A 20,179-nucleotide genomic window follows, 5' to 3' on the forward strand; every position below is an offset into this window, starting at 1 on the left:
CATGGAAATAAAACCCGAAGGAAAAACAACAGCCATAATAAGCTACATAACCATTTTTGGTACGGTTATAGCCATTGTTATGAACATGGAAAAGCAAGACCCGTTTGCCCGTTTTCATATCCGCCAGGCGTTTGGGCTAAACATGCTTTTCTTTATTTTGGGGTACTTTATCGGTTATTTTAATTCATGGATGATTTCATCTGCGTTGTATTTGTTTGTTGTTATTTTATGGCTATACGGCTTTGTAACCATGTTGCAGGAAAAGTACATTGAAGTCCCGTTGGTAGGCACTTATTTTCAGAAGTGGTTTACATTTATTAAATAACTAAAACACGTAAACTTTTATGTTTCAAACAAAAACATTATCGTTATATCATATTGTAAAAGAACCTTCAGTAAAAAAAGAAAATCCCCCTGTTTTATTTATGTTTCATGGATATGGGAGTAATGAAGACGATCTGTTTTCCTTCGCTTCCGAGCTTCCCGGCGAGCTTTTTGTTATTTCCGTAAGGGCTCCCTTCAACTTAATGCCATACGGACATGCTTGGTACGCCATTCATTTTGATGCCGAAGACGGCAAATGGAGCGATGACAAACAAGCTGTTGAATCCCGCGAATCCATTTCAAATTTCATAGATGAAGCCGTTAAGGCATACAGTCTTGACAAAAATAATGTTACCCTGCTCGGTTTTAGCCAAGGCTCCATTTTAAGCTACGCGGTGGCCCTGTCGTATCCTGAAAAAATAAAGAACGTTATTGCCCTGAGCGGATATGTAAACGAAAAAATAATAAAAGAAGGTTACCAAAACAACAATTTGTCTTCTTTGCAGTTTTACTGCTCGCATGGGGCTGTAGACCAAGTGATTCCCGTTGAATGGGCCAGAAAAACCTCTCCTTTTTTAAAGGGGCTGGATGTAAAATTTACATATGAAGAATATCCGGTTGGACACGGGGTGGCTCCTCAAAATTTTTATGCCTTCAATAATTGGCTAAAGGAACGATTGTAAACTTCAAAAAAATAAAAGAAAATCTTAAAAAAAATCCACCATATCGCTATTATCTGCTCCAATTATGAAGCATCCAAGCATTTTTACACACAAATTTTGGGGCTGGAAATTGTCAGGGAAATATTTCGCGAAGAAAGGCACTCGTTTAAACTGGATCTGGCATTAAACGGAGAATACATTATAGAACTTTTCTCTTTTCCCAATCCCCCAAAACGTGTTTCGCAGCCCGAAGCAAGCGGATTAAGGCATTTGGCTTTTGAAGTAAGAAATATTGACGAAGCCATAAAAAGACTGCACTATTTTGGCGTTACGGCAGAACCAATCCGGACGGACGAACACACCGGAAAACGTTTTACCTTTTTTAACGATCCCGACAAATTGCCCATAGAATTATATGAAGAATTCGTTGAAAATTAAAATTCCCTTTCCTGAAATGGAAGCCCTTTCTTTTTTTCGCAATATGTTTTTAAACTAAACAGGAACATTGCCCAATTGTAGTTGCACCACCTATAAAAATCTGTAAGCTCACGCCAGTCGGCATGTCTAAGGATAATTTTTGTGACTCCCTTTTCTTCAGATAGGTCAAAAATAATACGGGTCCCCACCCATTCATCATCAGAAGCGATGCATTCCCAAACTATTCTTTGGTTTTCTTTCAGCTCAAGTATTTTCATTTGGGTGAGGTAGTCTTCATCAAAGTCAAACTCATTAACAAATCCTACTTCTGGCTTTACCTTCAACTTTTTGGTCCACGTATTGCTCAGGCCTTCTTCAGAAACAAGTGCATTGTAAACAATGGAGACAGGGGTTTTTATGTAATTGATCAATTCAATGTTTTCCATTCTGTTATGGTTGGTTACTATTAAGTATTTTGAATATCCCTAATCAGTCACAATGTAATGACCAATAGTAGACAATCAGAAATATTTCAAAATTAATTAAATTATCTATACAACAATTAAAAAAATAAAAGGGCGCATTTAATGTATGCGCCCCATTTTTTCTTTTCAAAGCAATTAATCCCCATCATCGGATTTTCACAACTACTTAAGGTCTGTGTTATTTAATAAGATATACGCAACTTCTGTCCAGATGGTTTTAAAAACGGTGCTGGTTTACTATTTTTTTTAACGTATGCAAAGGCTAAATTCTTTAAACATAATCTTGTAGCGTGCCCATTATTTAGTAATTTTGAAAATACCCGCTAATAGCCTTTACTGAATTTTCTATGTCGATAGGATTAAAAAAACAGGGGTTTTACTGTTTTTTATGAAATACCATCTCTATACCAATTAGTGAAATAAACAAATCCTTATGCTGAAAAGAACAAATATTGAAGAAAGACTAAAGGTTTACAGGAACAAAACCACAAATGAAGACGATGTTTTAAAACAGGTGCGCGCAATTTTAAAGGAAGATTCTGCAAAAAATAAGGCCATTTCCAAAACATTGGCCGACCCACAAGAAAAAGAGCACAATGATTTTAATTTTGACCTTTTGGAAAGTGGGAAAATTTATCATATAAATCAGATTCAAAAAATATGCATCGATTACCGGTTACGTTTTTTAAGTTCAAAATATTTTAAGGGGAAGTTTCCGCAGGAAGCCATATATTCCATAAAAAAATTGGAGAAAGAACATAAAACCACCCTAAACGGGTTTAAAATTATAGCGCCATCAAAATTGTTCAAACTGGAAAATGCAGACGACCCTTTGCTTTTTGCCCCATTGGGCAACGATTATTTTTATCTTGTGCATAAGTGGGGTAACGACCTACACCCATTGAGAAAGTTATTGGTGCTCCCTTTCAGGAACTTTATCACGCTTACAATTTTGGTACTGCTTGTTAGCTGGCTGTTAACGCTTCTTATGCCAATAGAAATGTTTACCCACGAAAAAAACAGCTCCTATTTCTGGATATTGTTCTTTTTTATGTTTAAAATGGTTGCCAGCATTACCATTTTTTATGGGGTTGCGCTCGGTAAAAATTTTAACTATGCCATATGGAAAAGTAAATATTTTAATGCTTAACTTTAAAATATGGAAAATCAAGATTACATAAGGATCTATACCGGAAGTAGTATCCAAGCAGGTTTACTGGAAGAAAGGCTGAAAGCAGCAACTATTAACCCCGTAATAAAAAATGAAACCGAATCTGGTCGTCTGGCAGGTTTTGGGCCATCGGTAGTTGACCAAGTGCAGGTTTTTGTGCATAAAGACGAGCATGCAAAAGCAATGCAAATATTTCAAGAAGTTGAAAAAGACCTAAAGGAAGGTTGATCTGTATTTTAATCAATCCTCATCAATAATTGACAAAATAAAAAACGAGGCCAAAAAAGTAGTTAATTGCTTTTCGAGCCTCGTTTCTTTTTTAAAGAATGTAATCGGTACTTACAAAATTAGAAGCTTTGCTTCCCAATAGATCATTTAAAATACGGTTGTTATATTCGTTGTCTTTTGAAGCCACAAAAGTTCTAATGGAAAACGAACGTAATGCATCGTGCACGCTCAATGTACCAACGGCAGAATCTTTTCTTCCGGTAAACGGGTACATATCCGGCCCTCTTTGGCATGAGCTGTTTAAATTAACACGGCAAACCAAGTTTACCAACGTATCGATTAGTGGCGCCAGTTTTCTAATATCAGCACCAAAGAGACTAACTTGTTGCCCGTAATTGGAGTCGGCTATATCGTTTATGGGTTCGTCAATCTTTTTAAAAGGCACAACGGGTATTACGGGGCCAAATTGTTCCTCTTGATAAACACGCATAGCTTCGGTTACCGGGTACAACACCGCCGGAAATATATAATTCTCGCTAGTTTCGCCTCCTTTTTTGTTGATTATTTTTGCGCCTTTTCCAACAGCATCATCAATTAATCCCTGAATATAAGCAGGCTTATCGGGTTCGGGCAGTGGCGTTAATTTAGCGCCTTCGTCCCAAGGGTTTCCAAATTTTAATTCGTCTACCCTTTTTGCAAAACGCTTATTAAATTCATCTACAATATCTTCGTGCACATATACCAATTTTAGGGCCGTACAGCGTTGCCCATTAAACGACAGGGTTCCGGCAATACACTCGTTTATGGCCAGATCCAGATCTGCATCCGGTAAAACAATAGCCGGGTTTTTAGCTTCCAAGCCCAGCACGAGCCGTAAGCGGTTTTTATAAGGATGTTGATCTTGAAGCGCCACCGCAGATTTACTGTTCCCGATAAGCGCCAGCACGTCTACCCTTCCCGATTTCATAATCGGGGCGGCAACTTCGCGTCCGCGTCCAAATACAATATTCACCACACCTTTAGGGAAACTGCTCCTAAAGGCTTCTAAAAGTGGTGTAATTAATAAAACTCCGTGCTTTGCAGGTTTAAAAATGGCAGTATTCCCCATCATTAAGGCAGGGATTAGCAACGCAAATGTTTCGTTTAGCGGATAATTATAGGGGCCCAAACACAAAACAATTCCTAATGGGCCACGACGGATATGTGCATAAATACCATCGCGTTTTTTAAAATTAGCCGAATCACGGTCTAATTGCTTATAGTCTTCAATGGTATCATAAATATATTCAACGGTACGGTCGAATTCTTTTTCAGAATCCGGTAAATTTTTACCGATTTCCCACATCAATAATTTTACTACTTCATCGCGCTTGGTTACCATTTGCTTTGCAAACTTTTCCATGCACGCCACGCGGTCGGCTACTTTCATGGTTGGCCAAAGTCCTTTTCCTTTGTCAAAGGCATTGGCGGCGGCCTGCAAAGCCTCATTGGCTTCGGGTTCGCCCATGTATGGAATGCTTCCCAGCAAAGTGGGCTTGTATTCTTCGGTAGAAGAAATGGTTGAATAAACCTCGGTGGTTTTTCCTTTCCATGGTTTTAACTGCCCCCCAACTAAATAGGTGTTTTGATGTATTGGAGATTTTATCTGGTATGTTTCGGGGATTTTATTAAATGTCTTGGTTTTGGCTTCCATAGTGTTTTTTGGTTTTTATTTATGCTGAATTAATCGTTAATCATAATAACGATAAAGTTCGTGATTATGAAATTAAGATTCAACAGTTATCAGAAAAATCTATTGTACTTTGCTAATCAAACCAAATACTGAAACAGGTCGGGCTTGTTGTTTAAATATTCCCCGAAAAAGTTTCTGGTCTTCATCCTGTTAATTAGCGGCTCCAGATCGGCATCCGACTTTAATTCAATTCCTACAACCGCTGGAGCATTCTCTTTTGCGTTCTTTTTTGTGTACTGAAAATGCGTAATATCGTCGTTCGGACCTAAAATTTCGGCTACAAATTCTTTTAAGGCACCTGCCCTTTGCGGAAAGCGTACAATAAAATAGTGTTTTAGGTTTGCATACAACAGGGCACGCTCCTTAATTTCGGCGGTACGGGTAATGTCGTTATTGCTGCCGCTTACCACACAAACCACGTTTTTGCCTTTAAGTTTATCCTTGTATTGGTACAATGCTGATAAGGTAAGCGCTCCGGCCGGTTCCACCACAATGGCGTCTTTGTTGTATAGATCTAATATTTCCTGACATACTTTCCCTTCGGGAACGGTAATCATTTCATCCAGAAATTGCCGGCAAATAGCAAAGGTTTTGTCGCCTACGCGTTGTACGGCGGCTCCGTCTACAAATTTATCGATATTGCCCAGTTCGGTATTTTCCTTATTTTCCATTGATGTTTTCATCGAAGGCGCACCTTCGGGCTCTACCCCGATTATTTTGGTTTGTGGCGACAAGACATCAAAAACGCTGGAAAGTCCTGATGCCAATCCGCCACCGCCCACGGGAACAAAAACATAGTCGATTGTTTTTTTTGTTTGTTCCAAAATTTCAAGTCCTACCGTGGCTTGGCCTTCAATTACCTTTTCGTCATCAAAAGGGTGCACAAAAGTCTTGCCCAATCGCGTACATTCGGCAATGGCCGCTTTGTTGGCATCGTCAAAAGTATCGCCTTGCAAAACAATATCAATATAATCTTCGCCAAACATACGAACCTGTTCGATTTTTTGCTTGGGTGTTGGCGAAGGCATAAAAATAGTGCCCTTTATTTTTAATTCCTTACAGGAAAAAGCCACTCCTTGCGAATGGTTCCCTGCGGATGCACATACAATTCCCTTTTCACGCTGCTCTTTGGTAAGCGAACTTATTTTATTGTAAGCACCCCTAATTTTATACGAACGGACCACTTGAAGGTCTTCTCTCTTCATCATGATATTCGCTTCAAATTCTTTTGAATACCGAATACTGTGTATTAAAGGCGTAACTGCTGCAACACCATTGAGCGTTGCAGCAGCTTTTCTTACATTTTCTAATTTTGGTATGTAAACTGTTGTTGTTTCCATATATACTGGCCCACTTATAACCCCGCCCAAAGGGACGGGGACTTATAAAAGTGGTATTTAATTTTTTACCCAAACCATTTCCTCCCCTTGGGGAAGCCGGAGGGGGCGTTATACAATCTTTTTCATAGCGGTCATAGATGTACGCAGCCATGCTCCCACTTCTTCTACGGGATGATTGCGTATTTGGTCGTTGACTTCTATCAACTCTTTGTTATCAACGCCGTTGCCGGTTGCAAATGGTTTACCTATAATGTTGGTGTCCACTTTTTTCATAAAGTCTTTTAATAAAGGCTTACATGCATGATCGAACAAATAACAACCGTATTCGGCCGTATCGGAAATTACCCGGTTCATTTCAAATAATTTCTTTCTCGCAATGGTATTGGCAATAAGCGGGGTTTCGTGTAACGACTCGTAATATGCCGATTCTTCTATAATTCCAGCTTCGGTCATGGTTTCAAAAGCCAGTTCTACGCCCGATTTTACAAAAGCAACCATTAATACCGCATTGTCAAAATATTCCTGCTCAGAAATGGCCACGTCTCCGGCTGGTGTTTTCTCAAAAGCGGTTTCCCCCGTCTCGGCACGCCAAGTAAGCAGGTTTTTATCGTCGTTTGCCCAGTCTTCCATCATGGTTTTAGAGAAATGACCGCTCATAATATCATCCATGTGTTTTTGGAAAAGCGGACGCATAATTTCTTTTAATTCTTCTGAAATCTTGAACGCCTCTATTTTGGCAGGATTGGAAAGACGGTCCATCATATTGGTGATACCTCCATATTTTAAGGCTTCGGTAATGGTCTCCCATCCGTATTGAATTAATTTTGATGCATACCCCGCATCGATACCCTTTTCAATCATTTTATCAAAAGAAAGGATCGAACCTGTTTGAAGCAACCCGCAAAGAATGGTTTGTTCGCCCATTAAATCCGATTTTACTTCGGCAACAAAAGAAGAACGCAACACCCCTGCCCTGTGTCCTCCGGTGGCAACGGCATAGGCTTTGGCTTGGTCTAAACCTTTTCCTTCCGGATCGTTTTCCGGGTGAACGGCAATGAGCGTAGGCACACCAAAACCTCTTTTATACTCTTCTCTTACCTCGGAACCGGGGCATTTTGGAGCCACCATGATAACGGTAATATCTTCGCGAATTTGCATTCCTTCTTCCACAATATTAAAACCGTGCGAATAGGAAAGCGTTGACCCTTTTTTCATTAAAGGCATAATAGTACTTACCACATTGGAGTGCTGCTTGTCCGGCGTTAGGTTACAAACAAGGTCGGCCGTCGGGATCAATTCTTCATATGTGCCGACTTTAAATCCGTTTTCCGAGGCATTTACAAAAGATTGTCTTTTTTCCTTAATGGCGCCTTCACGCAAAGCATACGAAATATCCAAGCCAGAATCCCGCATGTTCAATCCTTGGTTAAGCCCTTGCGCACCGCAACCTACAATAACTACCTTTTTACCTTTTAACTTTTCTACACCATCACTAAACTCCGAAATATCCATAAATTCACATACGCCCAACTGCTCTAATTGTTGTCTAAGTGAAAGTGTATTAAAATAATTTGCCATTTTTTTCTATTAAATTTTAGTTGTTGTTTTTATTAAGTTTTATAGTTTAAATTCTTTTAAAATATTTGAAATCTGCATTTCTGATTTTGATACAGAAACCCTTCCGGAACGTACAAACTGCATAATTCCATAAGGTTTTAACTGTTCGTACATTTCTTCAATTTCTTCACGCCTGCCCGATTTTGAGATAACAAAAAAGTCGGGAGAAACGGTAACGATATCCGAATGATTGTCTTTTATGATATTCTGAATTTGACGCTCGTCGAACAATAAGTTTGAAGCAATTTTAAACAAACCTGTTTCCAAGAAAATAGTTTCTTCATCGGTGTGGTAATACGCCTTTATTACTTCTATTTGCTTTTCTATTTGCCCAACAATTTTACGTGTCCAATCTTCTGTAGTGTTCACAACGATGGTAAATTTAGAAACATTTTCAATCTCTGATTTAGAGACATTTAAACTCTCTATATTAATGTGTCTCTTTAAGAATATTCCAGAAATTCTGTTTAATAATCCTACGTTATTTTCAGAATAAACCGATATGGTGAATGTTTTATTTTCTTCCATTTTTTTGTTTTAACTGTTTTCAAGGTTGTTATGTGGTTACAAAGTTACATAGTGGTTCCTTCTTTCATTTTTCATACACCCACCTTATAACTTTCAACTTTACAACTTTACAACTTTATAACTTCCATATTTAACTTAAACGAATATCAGAAACCGAAGCCCCGGTAGGTATCATCGGGAATACGTTGTCTTCTTTTTCCACGCGTACCTCTAAAAAGTATGCATGCGGGGAAGCCATCATTTCTTCAACGGCCGCAGCCAAGTCTTCACGTTTGGTTACCTTTTTGGCCTGAATATGATATCCTTCGGCAATAGTAACAAAATCAGGGTTTGTCATTTCGGTTGAAGCATAGCGCTTGTCGAAAAACAACTGTTGCCACTGGCGTACCATTCCTAAAAAGTCGTTGTTCAATACCACTATTTTAACAGGAACCTTCGTTTGAAAAATGGTGCCCAGTTCTTGAATGGTCATTTGGTAACCGCCATCGCCAATTACGGCAACCACTTCACGTTTGGGCGCACCCATTTTGGCACCAATGGCAGCGGGAAGTGCAAACCCCATGGTTCCGAGGCCTCCGGAAGTAATATTGCTTTTTGTGGTGTTAAATTTGGCGTAACGGCACGCAATCATTTGATGTTGGCCCACATCTGAAACAATTACTGCTTCATGGTTGGAGGCTTGGTTGATTTGCTCGATCACCTCGCCCATGGTCAACCCCTCTTTTTTGGGGTGCAAATCGTTTTTAATGACTTTATCAAACTCAATTTTATATTTTTCCTTAAACTCATTATGCCATGCCTCGTGCTTATTTTCGTTTACCAAAGGAAGTACCTTTGCCAAGGTTTCTTTTACATTCCCCAATACCGGAATATCAGCATGTACATTTTTGTTGATTTCGGCTGGGTCGATTTCAAAATGCAAAACTTTGGCCTGTTTGGCATATGTGCTCAAATCTCCGGTAACGCGATCGTCAAAACGCATGCCAAGAGCAATTAACAAATCGCATTCATTGGTAAGGATATTCGGACCATAATTTCCGTGCATTCCAACCATACCAACATTTAGCGGATGACTGGACGACAACGCCGAAGCTCCGAGAATAGTCCAAGCAGCAGGAATTCCAGCCTTTTCAACAAGGGTTTTTAATTCTTCTTCTGCTTTTCCAAGAATAATGCCCTGCCCCCAAACAATCATGGGCTTTTTTGCCTTGTTGATCGCTTCGGCAGCCTCGGTAATTTTACTTTCGTCTACAACCGGTGCGGGTTTATAGCTTCGGATAGCGGTACATTTTTGATAATCGAAATCAAACTCGTCAAACTGAGCATTTTTGGTAATGTCAATCAAAACAGGTCCCGGGCGACCGGAACGGGCAATGTAAAATGCTTTTGCAATAATTTCAGGAATTTCGGCAGCATTTGTAATTTGATAATTCCATTTGGTAACCGGCGTGGAAATGCCTACAATATCGGTTTCCTGAAAGGCATCGGACCCCAATAAATGGCGAGCCACCTGCCCCGTTATGCAAACCATGGGCGTAGAATCTATTTGCGCATCTGCAATTCCGGTAATTAAATTGGTAGCTCCCGGACCAGACGTGGCCATGGCGACACCCACTTTTCCCGAAACTCTTGCATAACCTTGGGCAGCATGTGTTGCCCCTTGCTCATGACGCGTTAATACATGGTGCAATTTATCACGAAACTTGTAAAGCTCGTCATAAATTGGCATAATGGCACCTCCGGGATATCCATAAACGGTTTCTATGCCTTCAGCCAGTAAACAGTGTATAACTGCTTCTGCTCCGGAAATCCTTATTTTTTTTCCGGTTTTGCTTTCTTCTTTCTTTAATGTCTTTACTTCCATAAGTAACAATTTTATAGTTACGGGTATTTTTCCGCAATCAGCAAATTGATTTTATTGAATTCATCTCTAAAACTCGTCGGTAACACAGCCTTTTGAAGCCGATGAAACCGTTTTTGCATATTTATATAATGAACCTCTTTTTATTTTTAATTCGGGGGCTTTCCATTTTGCCCTTCTTTCGGACAGTTCTTCATCAGAAATTTCAATGTTGATGGTATTGTTCACGGCATCTATCGAGATAACGTCTCCGTTTTCTACCAATGCTATGTTCCCGCCAACTTGTGCTTCTGGAGCTACATGGCCGACGACAAACCCGTGCGAACCACCCGAAAACCTTCCATCGGTAATCAAGGCAACATCTTTACCCAGACCAGCCCCCATAATGGACGAAGTGGGTTTTAACATTTCGGGCATTCCCGGTGCGCCTTTAGGGCCTTCATAACGGATAATAACCACATCGCCTTTTTTCACTTTTCCGGTTTTTATTCCTTCGTTTACGGCTATTTCACTATCAAAAACATTGGCCGTTCCCTTAAACGACAGGCCTTCTTTGCCCGTAATTTTAGCCACGGCGCCTTCAGTCGCCAGGTTACCAAACAAAATGCGTATATGCCCGGAATCTTTAATTGGAGTATCCAACCCTTTAATAATCTCTTGACCATCAACAAGGTTTGGCACATCCTTTAAATTTTCGGCCAAGGTTTTTCCGGTTACCGTTAAACAATCGCCGTGTAGCATATCGTTATCCAACATATATTTTAAAACCCCCGGTATGCCACCAACGCCATGTAAATCTTCCATGGAGTACTTACCGCTTGGTTTTAGGTCTGCCAATAATGGCGTATTGTCGCTTATTCTTTTAAAATCTTCCAAGGTAAATTCTACTTGTGCCGCTTTGGCAATTGCCAAAAAGTGAAGCACCGCGTTGGTAGACCCACCAAGAACGGTTACTAGCCTGAAAGCATTTTCCAACGACTTTCTGGTAACTATGTCTGAAGGCTTTATATCCTTTTCAAGCAACAATCGTAAAGCTTCGCCAGCTTTTACACACTCTTGCTCCTTAATGTTCCCATCGCTCACCGCAGGGTTGGATGAATTGAACGGCAACGACATCCCCAAAGCTTCAATGGCCGAAGCCATGGTATTTGCAGTGTACATACCACCGCAGGCACCCGCACCGGGACATGCTTTATGGACTACTTCTTTAAATTCTGTCTCGTCTATTGTTCCTGCCACTTTTTGTCCGTAAGCCTCAAATGCAGAAATTATATCTAGTTTTTTTCCGTTATGGCAACCCGAAGCAATTGTTCCGCCATACACCAATACCGAAGGCCTGTTTAAACGGAGCATTGCCATTAATGCGCCGGGCATGTTTTTATCGCAGCCAACCACCGTTACCAGTCCGTCATAGCCCATGGCCTGCACTACCGTTTCCATGGAATCGGCAATAATATCCCTTGAAGGCAACGAATAACGCATGCCCGGGGTACCATTGGAAATTCCATCGCTGACCCCAATGGTATTGAATATCAAACCGACCAAATCGGCATTGGCAGTGCCTTTTTTTACATGGGTTGCCAAATCGTTTAAGTGCATGTTACAGGGATTCCCCTCGTAACCTGTACTTGCTATACCGATAAAGGGTTTTTGTAAATCTTCATCTGTTAAGCCCAAAGCATGTAACATAGCTTGTGCAGCTGGAAGCGTTGGGTCTTGAGTTACTTGGTGACTAAACTTTTTTAAATTCACTTTATATGTTAAATTTTCGAGTATTATTTAATTATATTCAAAATTATAGTAATGTATTTCTAATTTTTGCCCGGTTTTCTTTTTAACTTTAAATCCAACAGCACCATAAAATAGTTAACTAGTTTATTTTCAGTGTATTAAATACATGTTTTTAGGACATTCAACCGTATGGATTTATTATTTTATTAACTTCTTATATGTTCTATACCGACTTTTTTAAAGTGTTTCCCGCTTTTTTGCAATAAAAAAAGGCCTGTATTAAAATTGATACAGACCTTCTATTATTTTGACATGCGAAACTGTATCAACTCAATATGAGCTCACAATAATTCGAATGACTATGACTAAAAAATGCTTCATTTTTGCTGAAATAAAAAAGCCTTCCCGATTATAGGAAGGCTTGAACATTATCTATCTTTAATAATACACATTCCCTCCTACCTCAGTAAAACAATCACCAAGCTAATGACATAGCCAATAATAATGGCTACATTAAGAAGAGAAACGATATTAATTATTTTCTTATTCATCTACACAATATTAATTATAATTTCTAAATTGAAAAAACTTTTTTAGTATAAAATACGATGGAAGCGCATATAAATTCAATATTAAAACTTCAGCAAACCTTTTTTAACGAGGGGAATACAAGAAATATCAGTAAGCGGAAAACTGTTTTAAAAGACTTAAAAAAAGAAATTGAAAACCGGGAACAAGATATTGCTAAAGCCATTTATAACGATTTTAAAAAACCAGAGTTTGAAGTACTGTTGACCGAAACCAAAATTGTTTTAAGCGATTTGAAAGATGCTATTCGAAACATCCACAAATGGACAAAGCCGAAACGAGTAAACCCATCGTTGCTGAACTTTCCATCGGCTGCAAAAATTATAAAAGAACCTTACGGAAGGGTTTTAATCATGTCGCCATGGAATTACCCTTTCCAATTGGCCCTTTCGCCACTTATCGGGGCTGTGGCAGCAGGAAACACCGTTGTTTTAAAACCTTCGGAGTTAACCCCGAACACTTCAAAAATCATTTCAGAAATCATTTTAAAAGTATTTCCAAAAGAATATGTTACGGTTGTAGAAGGCGATAAAATAATTGCACAAACACTTTTGGAAAAAAAATGGGATTATATTTTCTTTACTGGAAGTCCGCATGTAGGAAAAATAGTATACCAGTCCGCAGCAAAGTATTTAACTCCTGTTACTTTGGAGCTTGGCGGAAAAAACCCATGCATCGTTGATGAAAAAATTAATATTAAACTTGCTGCCAAAAGAATAGTTTGGGGCAAGTTTATAAATGGCGGGCAAACATGTATTGCACCAGATTATATTCTGGTCGATTCAAAAATTAAAACACAACTAATTGAAGTGTTAAAGCAGGAAATTATTAACGCTTACACCAAAAATCCCGAAGAGAGCAAAGATTATGTTCATATTGTTAACGAAAACCACACCAATCGCCTTAAAAACCTATTAAGCGGGCAAGAAATATTGTTTGGTGGGGTTTCCTACGGAAAAAACAGCCTCGCCCCTACACTCGTTAACGAGCCGTCATTGGAAAGCCCACTAATGCAAGAAGAGATTTTTGGCCCCATTCTTCCGATAATCAGTTATAAAAATGAAGAAGAAATAAAGTCGGTCATTACAAAATACGAAAAACCACTTTCGCTGTATGTTTTTTCAAAGAGAAGTGCTTTTGCCCAAAAAATAATCAATGAATTTTCTTTTGGCGGCGGTGCCATAAACGATACAGTTGTTCATTTTGTCAATAAAAAACTCCCTTTTGGCGGTGTTGGCAATAGTGGTTTGGGAGCATACCACGGAAAATTAACTTTTAATACTTTTTCGCACAGCAAACCTATAGTTAATCGTGGCACATGGCTGGATATTCCATTGCGGTATGCTCCGTATGCAAAAAAAACAAAATGGGCGGGAATGCTGGAAAGGTTTATGTAATTAACAACAAAAACTTCTCCTCATAGATATAACAATTAGTTCTTTTTATTTTGAAAAACTTCTTTTAAATAGTAAATTGTAGTTTATTGATAATCAGTACTATTAAAAATTGGCACATCATATCTGGTTTGAAGCGCTTACCTACAGGTATCCACAAAATATTTGGGTACCCTTACTTTTTTGTGCCCTTTTGTTTTTTACAAATTGCGCCCCAAAATTAGATACCGTTGAAGCACCCATAGACAACCCTGATGAATTTTCATACAACGGAACCCAGGTTATCCCCGATAAATGGTGGACGGTTTTTAATGACAAACAATTAAATATTCTTATTGATTCTGCACTTAACCAGAACCTGAACCTTGCCGCCACATGGGAACAGGTCATGGAAGCACATGCCATTAGGCGAAGCGAAGCTTCTTTTCTTTGGCCACAAATTGATGCAGGTTTGCAAACGGGTATTAGCAGGCCCCAACCCGATTTTGCAGGTGGCGAAAATACGCAGCTGGGGCTTACTGCTTCATACGAGCTGGATTTATGGGGAAGGCTACGGTCCAGCAAACAAGCGGCTAATTTTCGTTTGGAGGCTTCTTATTTTGATTACCAAGCTACTGCCATGATGCTTTCTGCCGAAATTGCGGCTACTTGGTTTCAATATGTAACTGCATTGCAACAATTACAACTTGCCAACAAACAAATCGAGACTAACCAAGATATCATGAAGCTCATTCGTGTTCGCTTTAGTGGCGGGACTATCCGTGGAGCAGATATTTTACGGCAACAACAACTTCTGGAAGCTACTCAAAATCAAAAAATTGTTTATCAAACAAATGTCGAGCTGCTCAAAAATCAACTTTCCGTATTATTGGGCAAGCCACCGCAAAACGAACTTAGCCTAAACCCCGATTCTTTGCCTCAACTTCCACCAATACCAGATACGGGGCTACCGTTGGACCTTGTTAGGAGAAGGCCCGATGTAAAGCGAGCATATAATTTGGTTCTGGCAGCCGACAGGGACATGGCCGCCGCCATTGCAAACCGATATCCAAGACTAACATTGACTGCCGCAACCCAATTGCGTTCCAACGACTTTAATAATCTTTTCGAAGAATGGGCCTATACGCTAGGCGCTAATATTGTAGCCCCGTTAATTTATGGAGGCAGGCTGAATGCCGAAGTAGACAGAGCCGAAGCCGTTAAAAACCAAACACTCTACCAATACGGACAAACAGTTTTAACGGCCTTTCGAGAAGTTGAAGATGCACTTATCCAGGAACAGATGCAAAAAGAACAGATTACTATTCTTGAAAACCGATTGATCTTGGCACAAAAAACAAACAGGCAATTGCGTATTGAATTTGTAAATGGTCTAAGTGAATATTTAGATGTATTGCTGGCTTTGGACCAAGAACAACAATTGCGGAGAGACATGCTTTCTGCAAAGCAGGAATTAATAAATATAAGAATTTCGCTCTACCGGGCATTGGCAGGTGCCTTTAAAACAGAGCGGGAAAACCAATTAGAAGAATAACCGAAAACCATGAGCAGAAAAAAAGTCGTTTTTATATGTTTGGGCATTTTACTTGTTGCCATTGTATTTACTGCAATTATTTTTGCTACCGAACCTACGGCAAAAAGTGAGGCCGCCGTTAAAGAAACGGCTATGTTGGTGCATGTTGTTGAAGTTGAAAAGGGCAGCTTTAAGCCCAAAATTGTAGTTACGGGTACCGTTCGCCCAGTAGAAGATGTTATCATTAGCCCATTGGTTAGCGGCCAAGTAATAAAAAGAGACCCAAAATTTGCCCCTGGCGGTTTTATAAAAAAAGGAGCTGTTTTGTTGCAAATAGACCCTGCCGATTATAAAAACACCCTCGAAGTAAGAAAAAGCGAGCTTTTACAGGCCAAAACCAACTTGGAAATAGAAATGGGCCGACAGGTTATTGCCCAACAGGATCTGCAATTAATTGAAGGCGATACGCTCTCTCAAGACCAACAAGACCTTGTTTTAAGAAAACCGCAATTAAATGCCGTAAAAGCAACCGTAATATCGGCTCAGGCTGCGGTGGACCAAGCACAATTAAATTTAGAACGGAGCACACTCCGCGCTCCTTTTGATGCACATATCATCAACCAGAATGCAACGGTAGGCTCTCAAGTGGCACCAGGCGATAATTTAGGGCGTCTGGTGGGAACAGCGCATTATTGGGTAGAAGTTACGGTGCCACTTGGAAAATTAAAATGGCTTTCTTTCCCCAGTTCAGAAGAAGAAAATGGCGCAACGGTCAAAATTAGAAATATCACAGCTTGGGATGAGGACGAACACAGAATTGGCTATTTAGACAAACAAGTGGGAGCACTGGACAACCAAACCCGCCTGGCACGCGTACTCGTTCGTGTTCCCGATCCGTTAGCGTATGAAATGCCGGAAGATAATAACCAAAAATTAATTATCGGTTCTTTTGTCGAGGCTCAAATTGAAGGGAAAACAGTCCAGAATGTTGCCCGTGTAGACCGCGATTATATCCGGAACAACAATACTGTGTGGGTTATGGAAGACGGAAAACTAGTTATTAAGGATGTCTCTATTGTGCTAACGGATGTCGAACATGCATATATAGGCAGTGGTATTGAAGACAATGCAAAAGTGGTTACCACCAATTTAAGCACGGTAGCAACGGGAATCCCATTACGTACAGAAACCGATTCTACACAAACCACCGAAAACAAACAAGAGGCAAAAGAGTAATGGCCGAAAATAAGGAACATAGCGAAACTCGAAAAGAAGGCGCCATTGCATATATGGCACGTAATTCCATTGCTACCAATCTTTTAATGATTGTGCTTATTGGTGCCGGCATTTGGACCATGTTCAATATTCAAAAAGAGGTTTTTCCACAATTTCAATTAGACTTTGTAGAAGTGAACGTGGTATATCCCGGAGCCGCTCCCGAAGAGGTTGAACAAGGAATATTACTTCCAGTGGAAGAGGCTGTTCGCGGGATTCAAGGTATTAAAGAAATTACTTCAACCGCTGAAGAAGGTTCGGGAAGTATTTTAATAGAATTGATTGCAGGAAGCGACCGGATGAAAGTGTTTCAGGATATCGATCAGGCCGTAAACCGCATCCGTACTTTCCCCGATGATATTGAACAGCCAGAAGTTGCCTTGCAGGACCAACAGCGTGACGTTATGCAAATAGCCTTGTATGGCGATATTGATTTCTGGAACTTACGGAAATTGGCCGAACGCCTTCGAAACCGCTTTCTGAGCAATCCAAATATTACTCAGGTAGAATTGGGGTATGTGCCCGAATATGAAACCCGTGTGGAAATATCGAGACATAACCTTCAACAATACCAACTTACATTAGGGCAAGTAGCCAATATCATTGCCAATAGTAGCGAAGATGTGCCCGCCGGGGCCGTAGAAACACAATCGGGTGAAATCCTGTTGCGGATGCAGGAACGCAAACAATGGGCAAAAGAATTTGGAGATATTACAATTATCTCTTCCGGGTCGGGGGCACAGGTAAAATTATCAGATATTGCCACGATTACCGATGGTTTTGAAGAAACCGGATTTCATGGTCAGTTCAACCAAACAGCTTCTATCGACTTGGAAATATTCCGCGTAGGCGACCAATCTCCTTTGGATATTGAAAAAACGGTATTGCAGATCATGAAAGAGTTTCAATTACCGCCAGGGGTAAAATACCGCATCGACTCCAATCGTGCCGAAGATTACAGGGAACGGCTTTCCCTGCTCACCGAAAACGGCATTATGGCCATTTTTATCGTGTTAATCATCTTGGGGCTCTTTTTGGAATACCGGCTTGCCTTTTGGGTAATGATAGGAATGACGGTTTCCTTTATTGGCGGAATGCTATTTTTACCTCTCATCGGTGTGAGTATCAACATGATATCCATGTTTGGATTCCTTGTTGTTCTGGGGATTGTTGTAGACGATGCAATCGTGGTCGGGGAAAATGTATATGAGTACAGGCAACGTGGGTTAAGCCCCATTCAAGCGGCCATTGAAGGCACCAAAGATGTATCAAAACCCGTTATTTTTAGTATCATTACTACTATTATAGCTTTTGTTCCCTTGCTCTTCATGCCCGGCGAAACAGGAAAATTTTGGTGGCCATTACCGGCGGTGGTAATTGTAATCCTGGCAGTTTCTTTGGTAGAAGCGTTATTTATACTTCCCTCCCACTTGGCACATCTTAAAAAGAAAAAGAAAAAAGGATGGCTGTTGAAACTGGAAAACTGGCAGGAAAAATTTGCCAATGGATTCAATACGATAATAGATAAGTATTACCGGCCATTTCTAGATAAATGTTTAAAATTTAGGTATATTACATTGTGTATTGCCGTTGCAATCCTCATCATGGTTGGCGGTTATGGATATAGCGACCATATGGGAATGATCATGATGCCCGAAGTAGCTGCCGATGAAATTGAAGCCGGGGTACGATTGCCCGTAGGGACCACGCCAGACCAAGCCGAAGCCGTGGCCGAAGAAATTACCGCGGCCACCCAACGCATGTTTGATGAACATAATTTATACGAAGTTGCCGAAGGGATAAAAACCAATGTTCGCGGCCAGAATTTTATCGATGTGGAAATTGTTATGCTCCCCCCCGACCAAAGAGACATGACAGCCGGACAAGTTATTGAGTTGTGGCGTGACAATATTGGCGACATTACCGGGGTAGACCAAATTACTTTTGAGGCAGAACGTGGCCCAGGTGGAGCACAACAAGCCATTAGCGTTGATCTGAGCCATGTTGAAATAGATGTTCTGGAACGTGCCAGTCAGGCTTTTGTGGAACAAATGAAGGCATTTGAAAATACCCGGGACGTAAGCGATAATTACAATAAGGGAAAACTACAATACGATTTTAAACTGCTACCCACTGGAAGAAATTTAGGGTTAACATCTTCGGAAGTAGGACGCCAGGTTCGAAACGCCTTTTTTGGTGCCTTATCAATGCGGCAATTGCGTACCATAAACGAAGTAGAAATACGGGTAAAGCTCCCTATTGAAGAACGTAAGGACATTCAGCATCTGGAAAACCTGCTCATCCGTACACAAGATAGCATCGAAGTTCCTTTGCTTGATATTGTTGAAGTAACTCAAAAAGAAGCGTTTACAAGTATTAACCGAAGGGACGGAAAACGGGTTGTAACCGTAGGGATGGATACCGAGCCCGCCAATAGCGTTGGAAGGGTAATGGCCCGCATAAACAGCGAAGTATTGCCACAATTACGTGCTGATTACCCCGGACTTACATGGTCTTTTGAAGGAAGCCAGGCAGACATGCGGGAATCTACAAATACATTGCGCAGCGGCTTTATTATTGCCATGATGCTTATCTATGCGCTTTTGGCCGTAGCTTTTAGCAGCTATATACAGCCTTTGGTGGTCATGATGGCTATTCCATTTGGTATCGTTGGCGCTGTAATCGGGCACATTTTATTGGGCTACGACCTTTCTTTGGTGAGCTTAATGGGCGTTATTGCACTTTCGGGCGTGGTGGTAAACGATTCGTTGATTATGATTGATTATGCAAACATACAACGAAAAAAAGGCAATTCTATTTATGAATCCATACACGAAGCCGGACTTCGTAGGTTTCGGCCCATCATGTTGACCACCTTAACAACATTTGGCGGCCTAACGCCCATCATCCTGGAAACTTCCAGTCAGGCTTTTTACCTTATCCCTATGGCTATATCGTTGGGTTTTGGAATTATTTTTGCGACTTCCATTATTTTGGTTATTGTTCCTTGCTTGTACCTAATCCTTGAAGACCTTCGGTTGATGTACCTAAAAGGAAGGACCGTCCGGCATGATAAATCGGTTTTAGAATGAATGAAGAATGGACTTCCGCAGAAATTTATTCAGTATATCTTAAAGGAAATTGACAAAAAAAGTAGCTGTCTAAAAAGCTGTAAGTCCTGATGTCATGCTGAGCCTGTCGAAGCATAATTCGCTGAATGTCAACAAGTCTTCGACAAGCTCAGACTGACAAAACAAGTTTAAATAGGGCTTTTTGGACAGCCTCTTTCAGATTATTATGTTATAGGTATTTA

General features: G+C 40.3%; 16 protein-coding genes. 9 read left to right on the forward strand and 7 right to left on the reverse strand.

The genetic code is table 11. The features are described from left to right. Nucleotide 1: 1 nt before the first annotated feature. From UXI14_RS05595 to UXI14_RS05605, 3 genes are read left to right on the forward strand one after another with little or no spacing between them, the layout of a single operon-like run. Nucleotides 2-325 carry a hypothetical protein gene (locus UXI14_RS05595; RefSeq protein WP_277899339.1) on the forward strand — a complete coding sequence of 108 codons (324 nt, stop codon included), beginning with the start codon at nt 2-4 and terminating at the stop codon, nt 323-325. A 19-nt stretch (nt 326-344) separates the two neighbouring features. Next, nucleotides 345-1,007 carry an alpha/beta fold hydrolase gene (locus UXI14_RS05600; RefSeq protein WP_335965266.1) on the forward strand — a complete coding sequence of 221 codons (663 nt, stop codon included), beginning with the start codon at nt 345-347 and terminating at the stop codon, nt 1,005-1,007. A gap of 21 nt (nt 1,008-1,028) precedes the next feature. Further along, nucleotides 1,029-1,424, forward strand: coding sequence for a VOC family protein (locus UXI14_RS05605; RefSeq protein ID WP_335965403.1), 396 nt, complete (start codon nt 1,029-1,031; stop codon nt 1,422-1,424). Here the strand turns inward: UXI14_RS05605 and UXI14_RS05610 are convergent. Next, entirely contained in the window at nt 1,421-1,849 is a 429-nt protein-coding gene (locus UXI14_RS05610) for an SRPBCC domain-containing protein (protein WP_277899341.1), read from the reverse strand. The genes UXI14_RS05605 and UXI14_RS05610 overlap by 4 nt on opposite strands. A gap of 472 nt (nt 1,850-2,321) precedes the next feature. On the opposite strand from UXI14_RS05610, the gene UXI14_RS05615 reads away from it, so the two are divergent. Together UXI14_RS05615 and UXI14_RS05620 are read left to right on the forward strand one after the other, a co-directional pair. Next, a complete protein-coding gene (locus tag UXI14_RS05615) occupies nt 2,322-3,038 on the forward strand; it encodes a hypothetical protein (RefSeq protein WP_277899342.1) in 717 nt (238 codons plus the stop codon). 9 nt (nt 3,039-3,047) lie between these two features. Further along, nucleotides 3,048-3,287: a DUF2007 domain-containing protein gene (locus UXI14_RS05620; RefSeq protein ID WP_277899343.1), complete on the forward strand. Its 240-nt coding sequence runs from the start codon at nt 3,048-3,050 to the stop codon at nt 3,285-3,287. A 91-nt stretch (nt 3,288-3,378) separates the two neighbouring features. Here UXI14_RS05620 and UXI14_RS05625 read toward each other — a convergent pair whose 3' ends face one another. From UXI14_RS05625 to ilvD, 6 genes are all read right to left on the reverse strand, one after another. Beyond that, nucleotides 3,379-4,980, reverse strand: coding sequence for an NADP-dependent glyceraldehyde-3-phosphate dehydrogenase (locus UXI14_RS05625; protein WP_335965268.1), 1,602 nt, complete (start codon nt 4,978-4,980; stop codon nt 3,379-3,381). 116 nt (nt 4,981-5,096) lie between these two features. Then, nucleotides 5,097-6,359, reverse strand: coding sequence for a threonine ammonia-lyase IlvA (gene ilvA / locus UXI14_RS05630; protein ID WP_277899345.1), 1,263 nt, complete (start codon nt 6,357-6,359; stop codon nt 5,097-5,099). A 108-nt stretch (nt 6,360-6,467) separates the two neighbouring features. Further along, the gene (ilvC, locus tag UXI14_RS05635; RefSeq protein WP_335965269.1) at nt 6,468-7,937 is read right to left on the reverse strand and encodes a ketol-acid reductoisomerase; all 1,470 of its coding nucleotides are present in this window, start codon (nt 7,935-7,937) and stop codon (nt 6,468-6,470) included. 39 nt (nt 7,938-7,976) lie between these two features. Next, nucleotides 7,977-8,504, reverse strand: coding sequence for an acetolactate synthase small subunit (gene ilvN, locus UXI14_RS05640; RefSeq protein WP_335965271.1), 528 nt, complete (start codon nt 8,502-8,504; stop codon nt 7,977-7,979). Between the two features lie 130 nt (nt 8,505-8,634). Continuing rightward, nucleotides 8,635-10,368, reverse strand: a complete 1,734-nt coding sequence (gene ilvB / locus UXI14_RS05645) for a biosynthetic-type acetolactate synthase large subunit (protein ID WP_335965272.1) — start codon at nt 10,366-10,368, stop codon at nt 8,635-8,637. A gap of 66 nt (nt 10,369-10,434) precedes the next feature. Beyond that, nucleotides 10,435-12,117 (reverse strand): dihydroxy-acid dehydratase, encoded by a 1,683-nt coding sequence (gene ilvD, locus UXI14_RS05650; RefSeq protein ID WP_335965274.1) that lies wholly within the window; start codon nt 12,115-12,117, stop codon nt 10,435-10,437. A 587-nt stretch (nt 12,118-12,704) separates the two neighbouring features. Between ilvD and UXI14_RS05655 the strand changes: the two genes are divergently transcribed. The 4 genes from UXI14_RS05655 to UXI14_RS05670 all read left to right on the forward strand — a co-directional run bounded on the left by UXI14_RS05655 (nt 12,705) and on the right by UXI14_RS05670 (nt 19,958). Beyond that, the gene (locus UXI14_RS05655) at nt 12,705-14,081 is read left to right on the forward strand and encodes an aldehyde dehydrogenase (RefSeq protein WP_335965276.1); all 1,377 of its coding nucleotides are present in this window, start codon (nt 12,705-12,707) and stop codon (nt 14,079-14,081) included. A 109-nt stretch (nt 14,082-14,190) separates the two neighbouring features. Continuing rightward, nucleotides 14,191-15,612 (forward strand): efflux transporter outer membrane subunit, encoded by a 1,422-nt coding sequence (locus UXI14_RS05660; protein WP_335965277.1) that lies wholly within the window; start codon nt 14,191-14,193, stop codon nt 15,610-15,612. Nucleotides 15,613-15,621: 9 nt separating this feature from the next. Beyond that, entirely contained in the window at nt 15,622-16,827 is a 1,206-nt protein-coding gene (locus UXI14_RS05665; protein WP_335965278.1) for an efflux RND transporter periplasmic adaptor subunit, read from the forward strand. Beyond that, nucleotides 16,827-19,958: an efflux RND transporter permease subunit gene (locus tag UXI14_RS05670; protein WP_335965279.1), complete on the forward strand. Its 3,132-nt coding sequence runs from the start codon at nt 16,827-16,829 to the stop codon at nt 19,956-19,958. The genes UXI14_RS05665 and UXI14_RS05670 overlap by 1 nt, the downstream gene beginning before the upstream one ends. Nucleotides 19,959-20,179 lie beyond the last annotated feature (221 nt).

Source organism: Galbibacter sp. PAP.153 (genome assembly GCF_037029175.1).
In the GTDB taxonomy this organism is placed as follows: Bacteria; Bacteroidota; Bacteroidia; order Flavobacteriales; family Flavobacteriaceae; genus Galbibacter; species Galbibacter pacificus.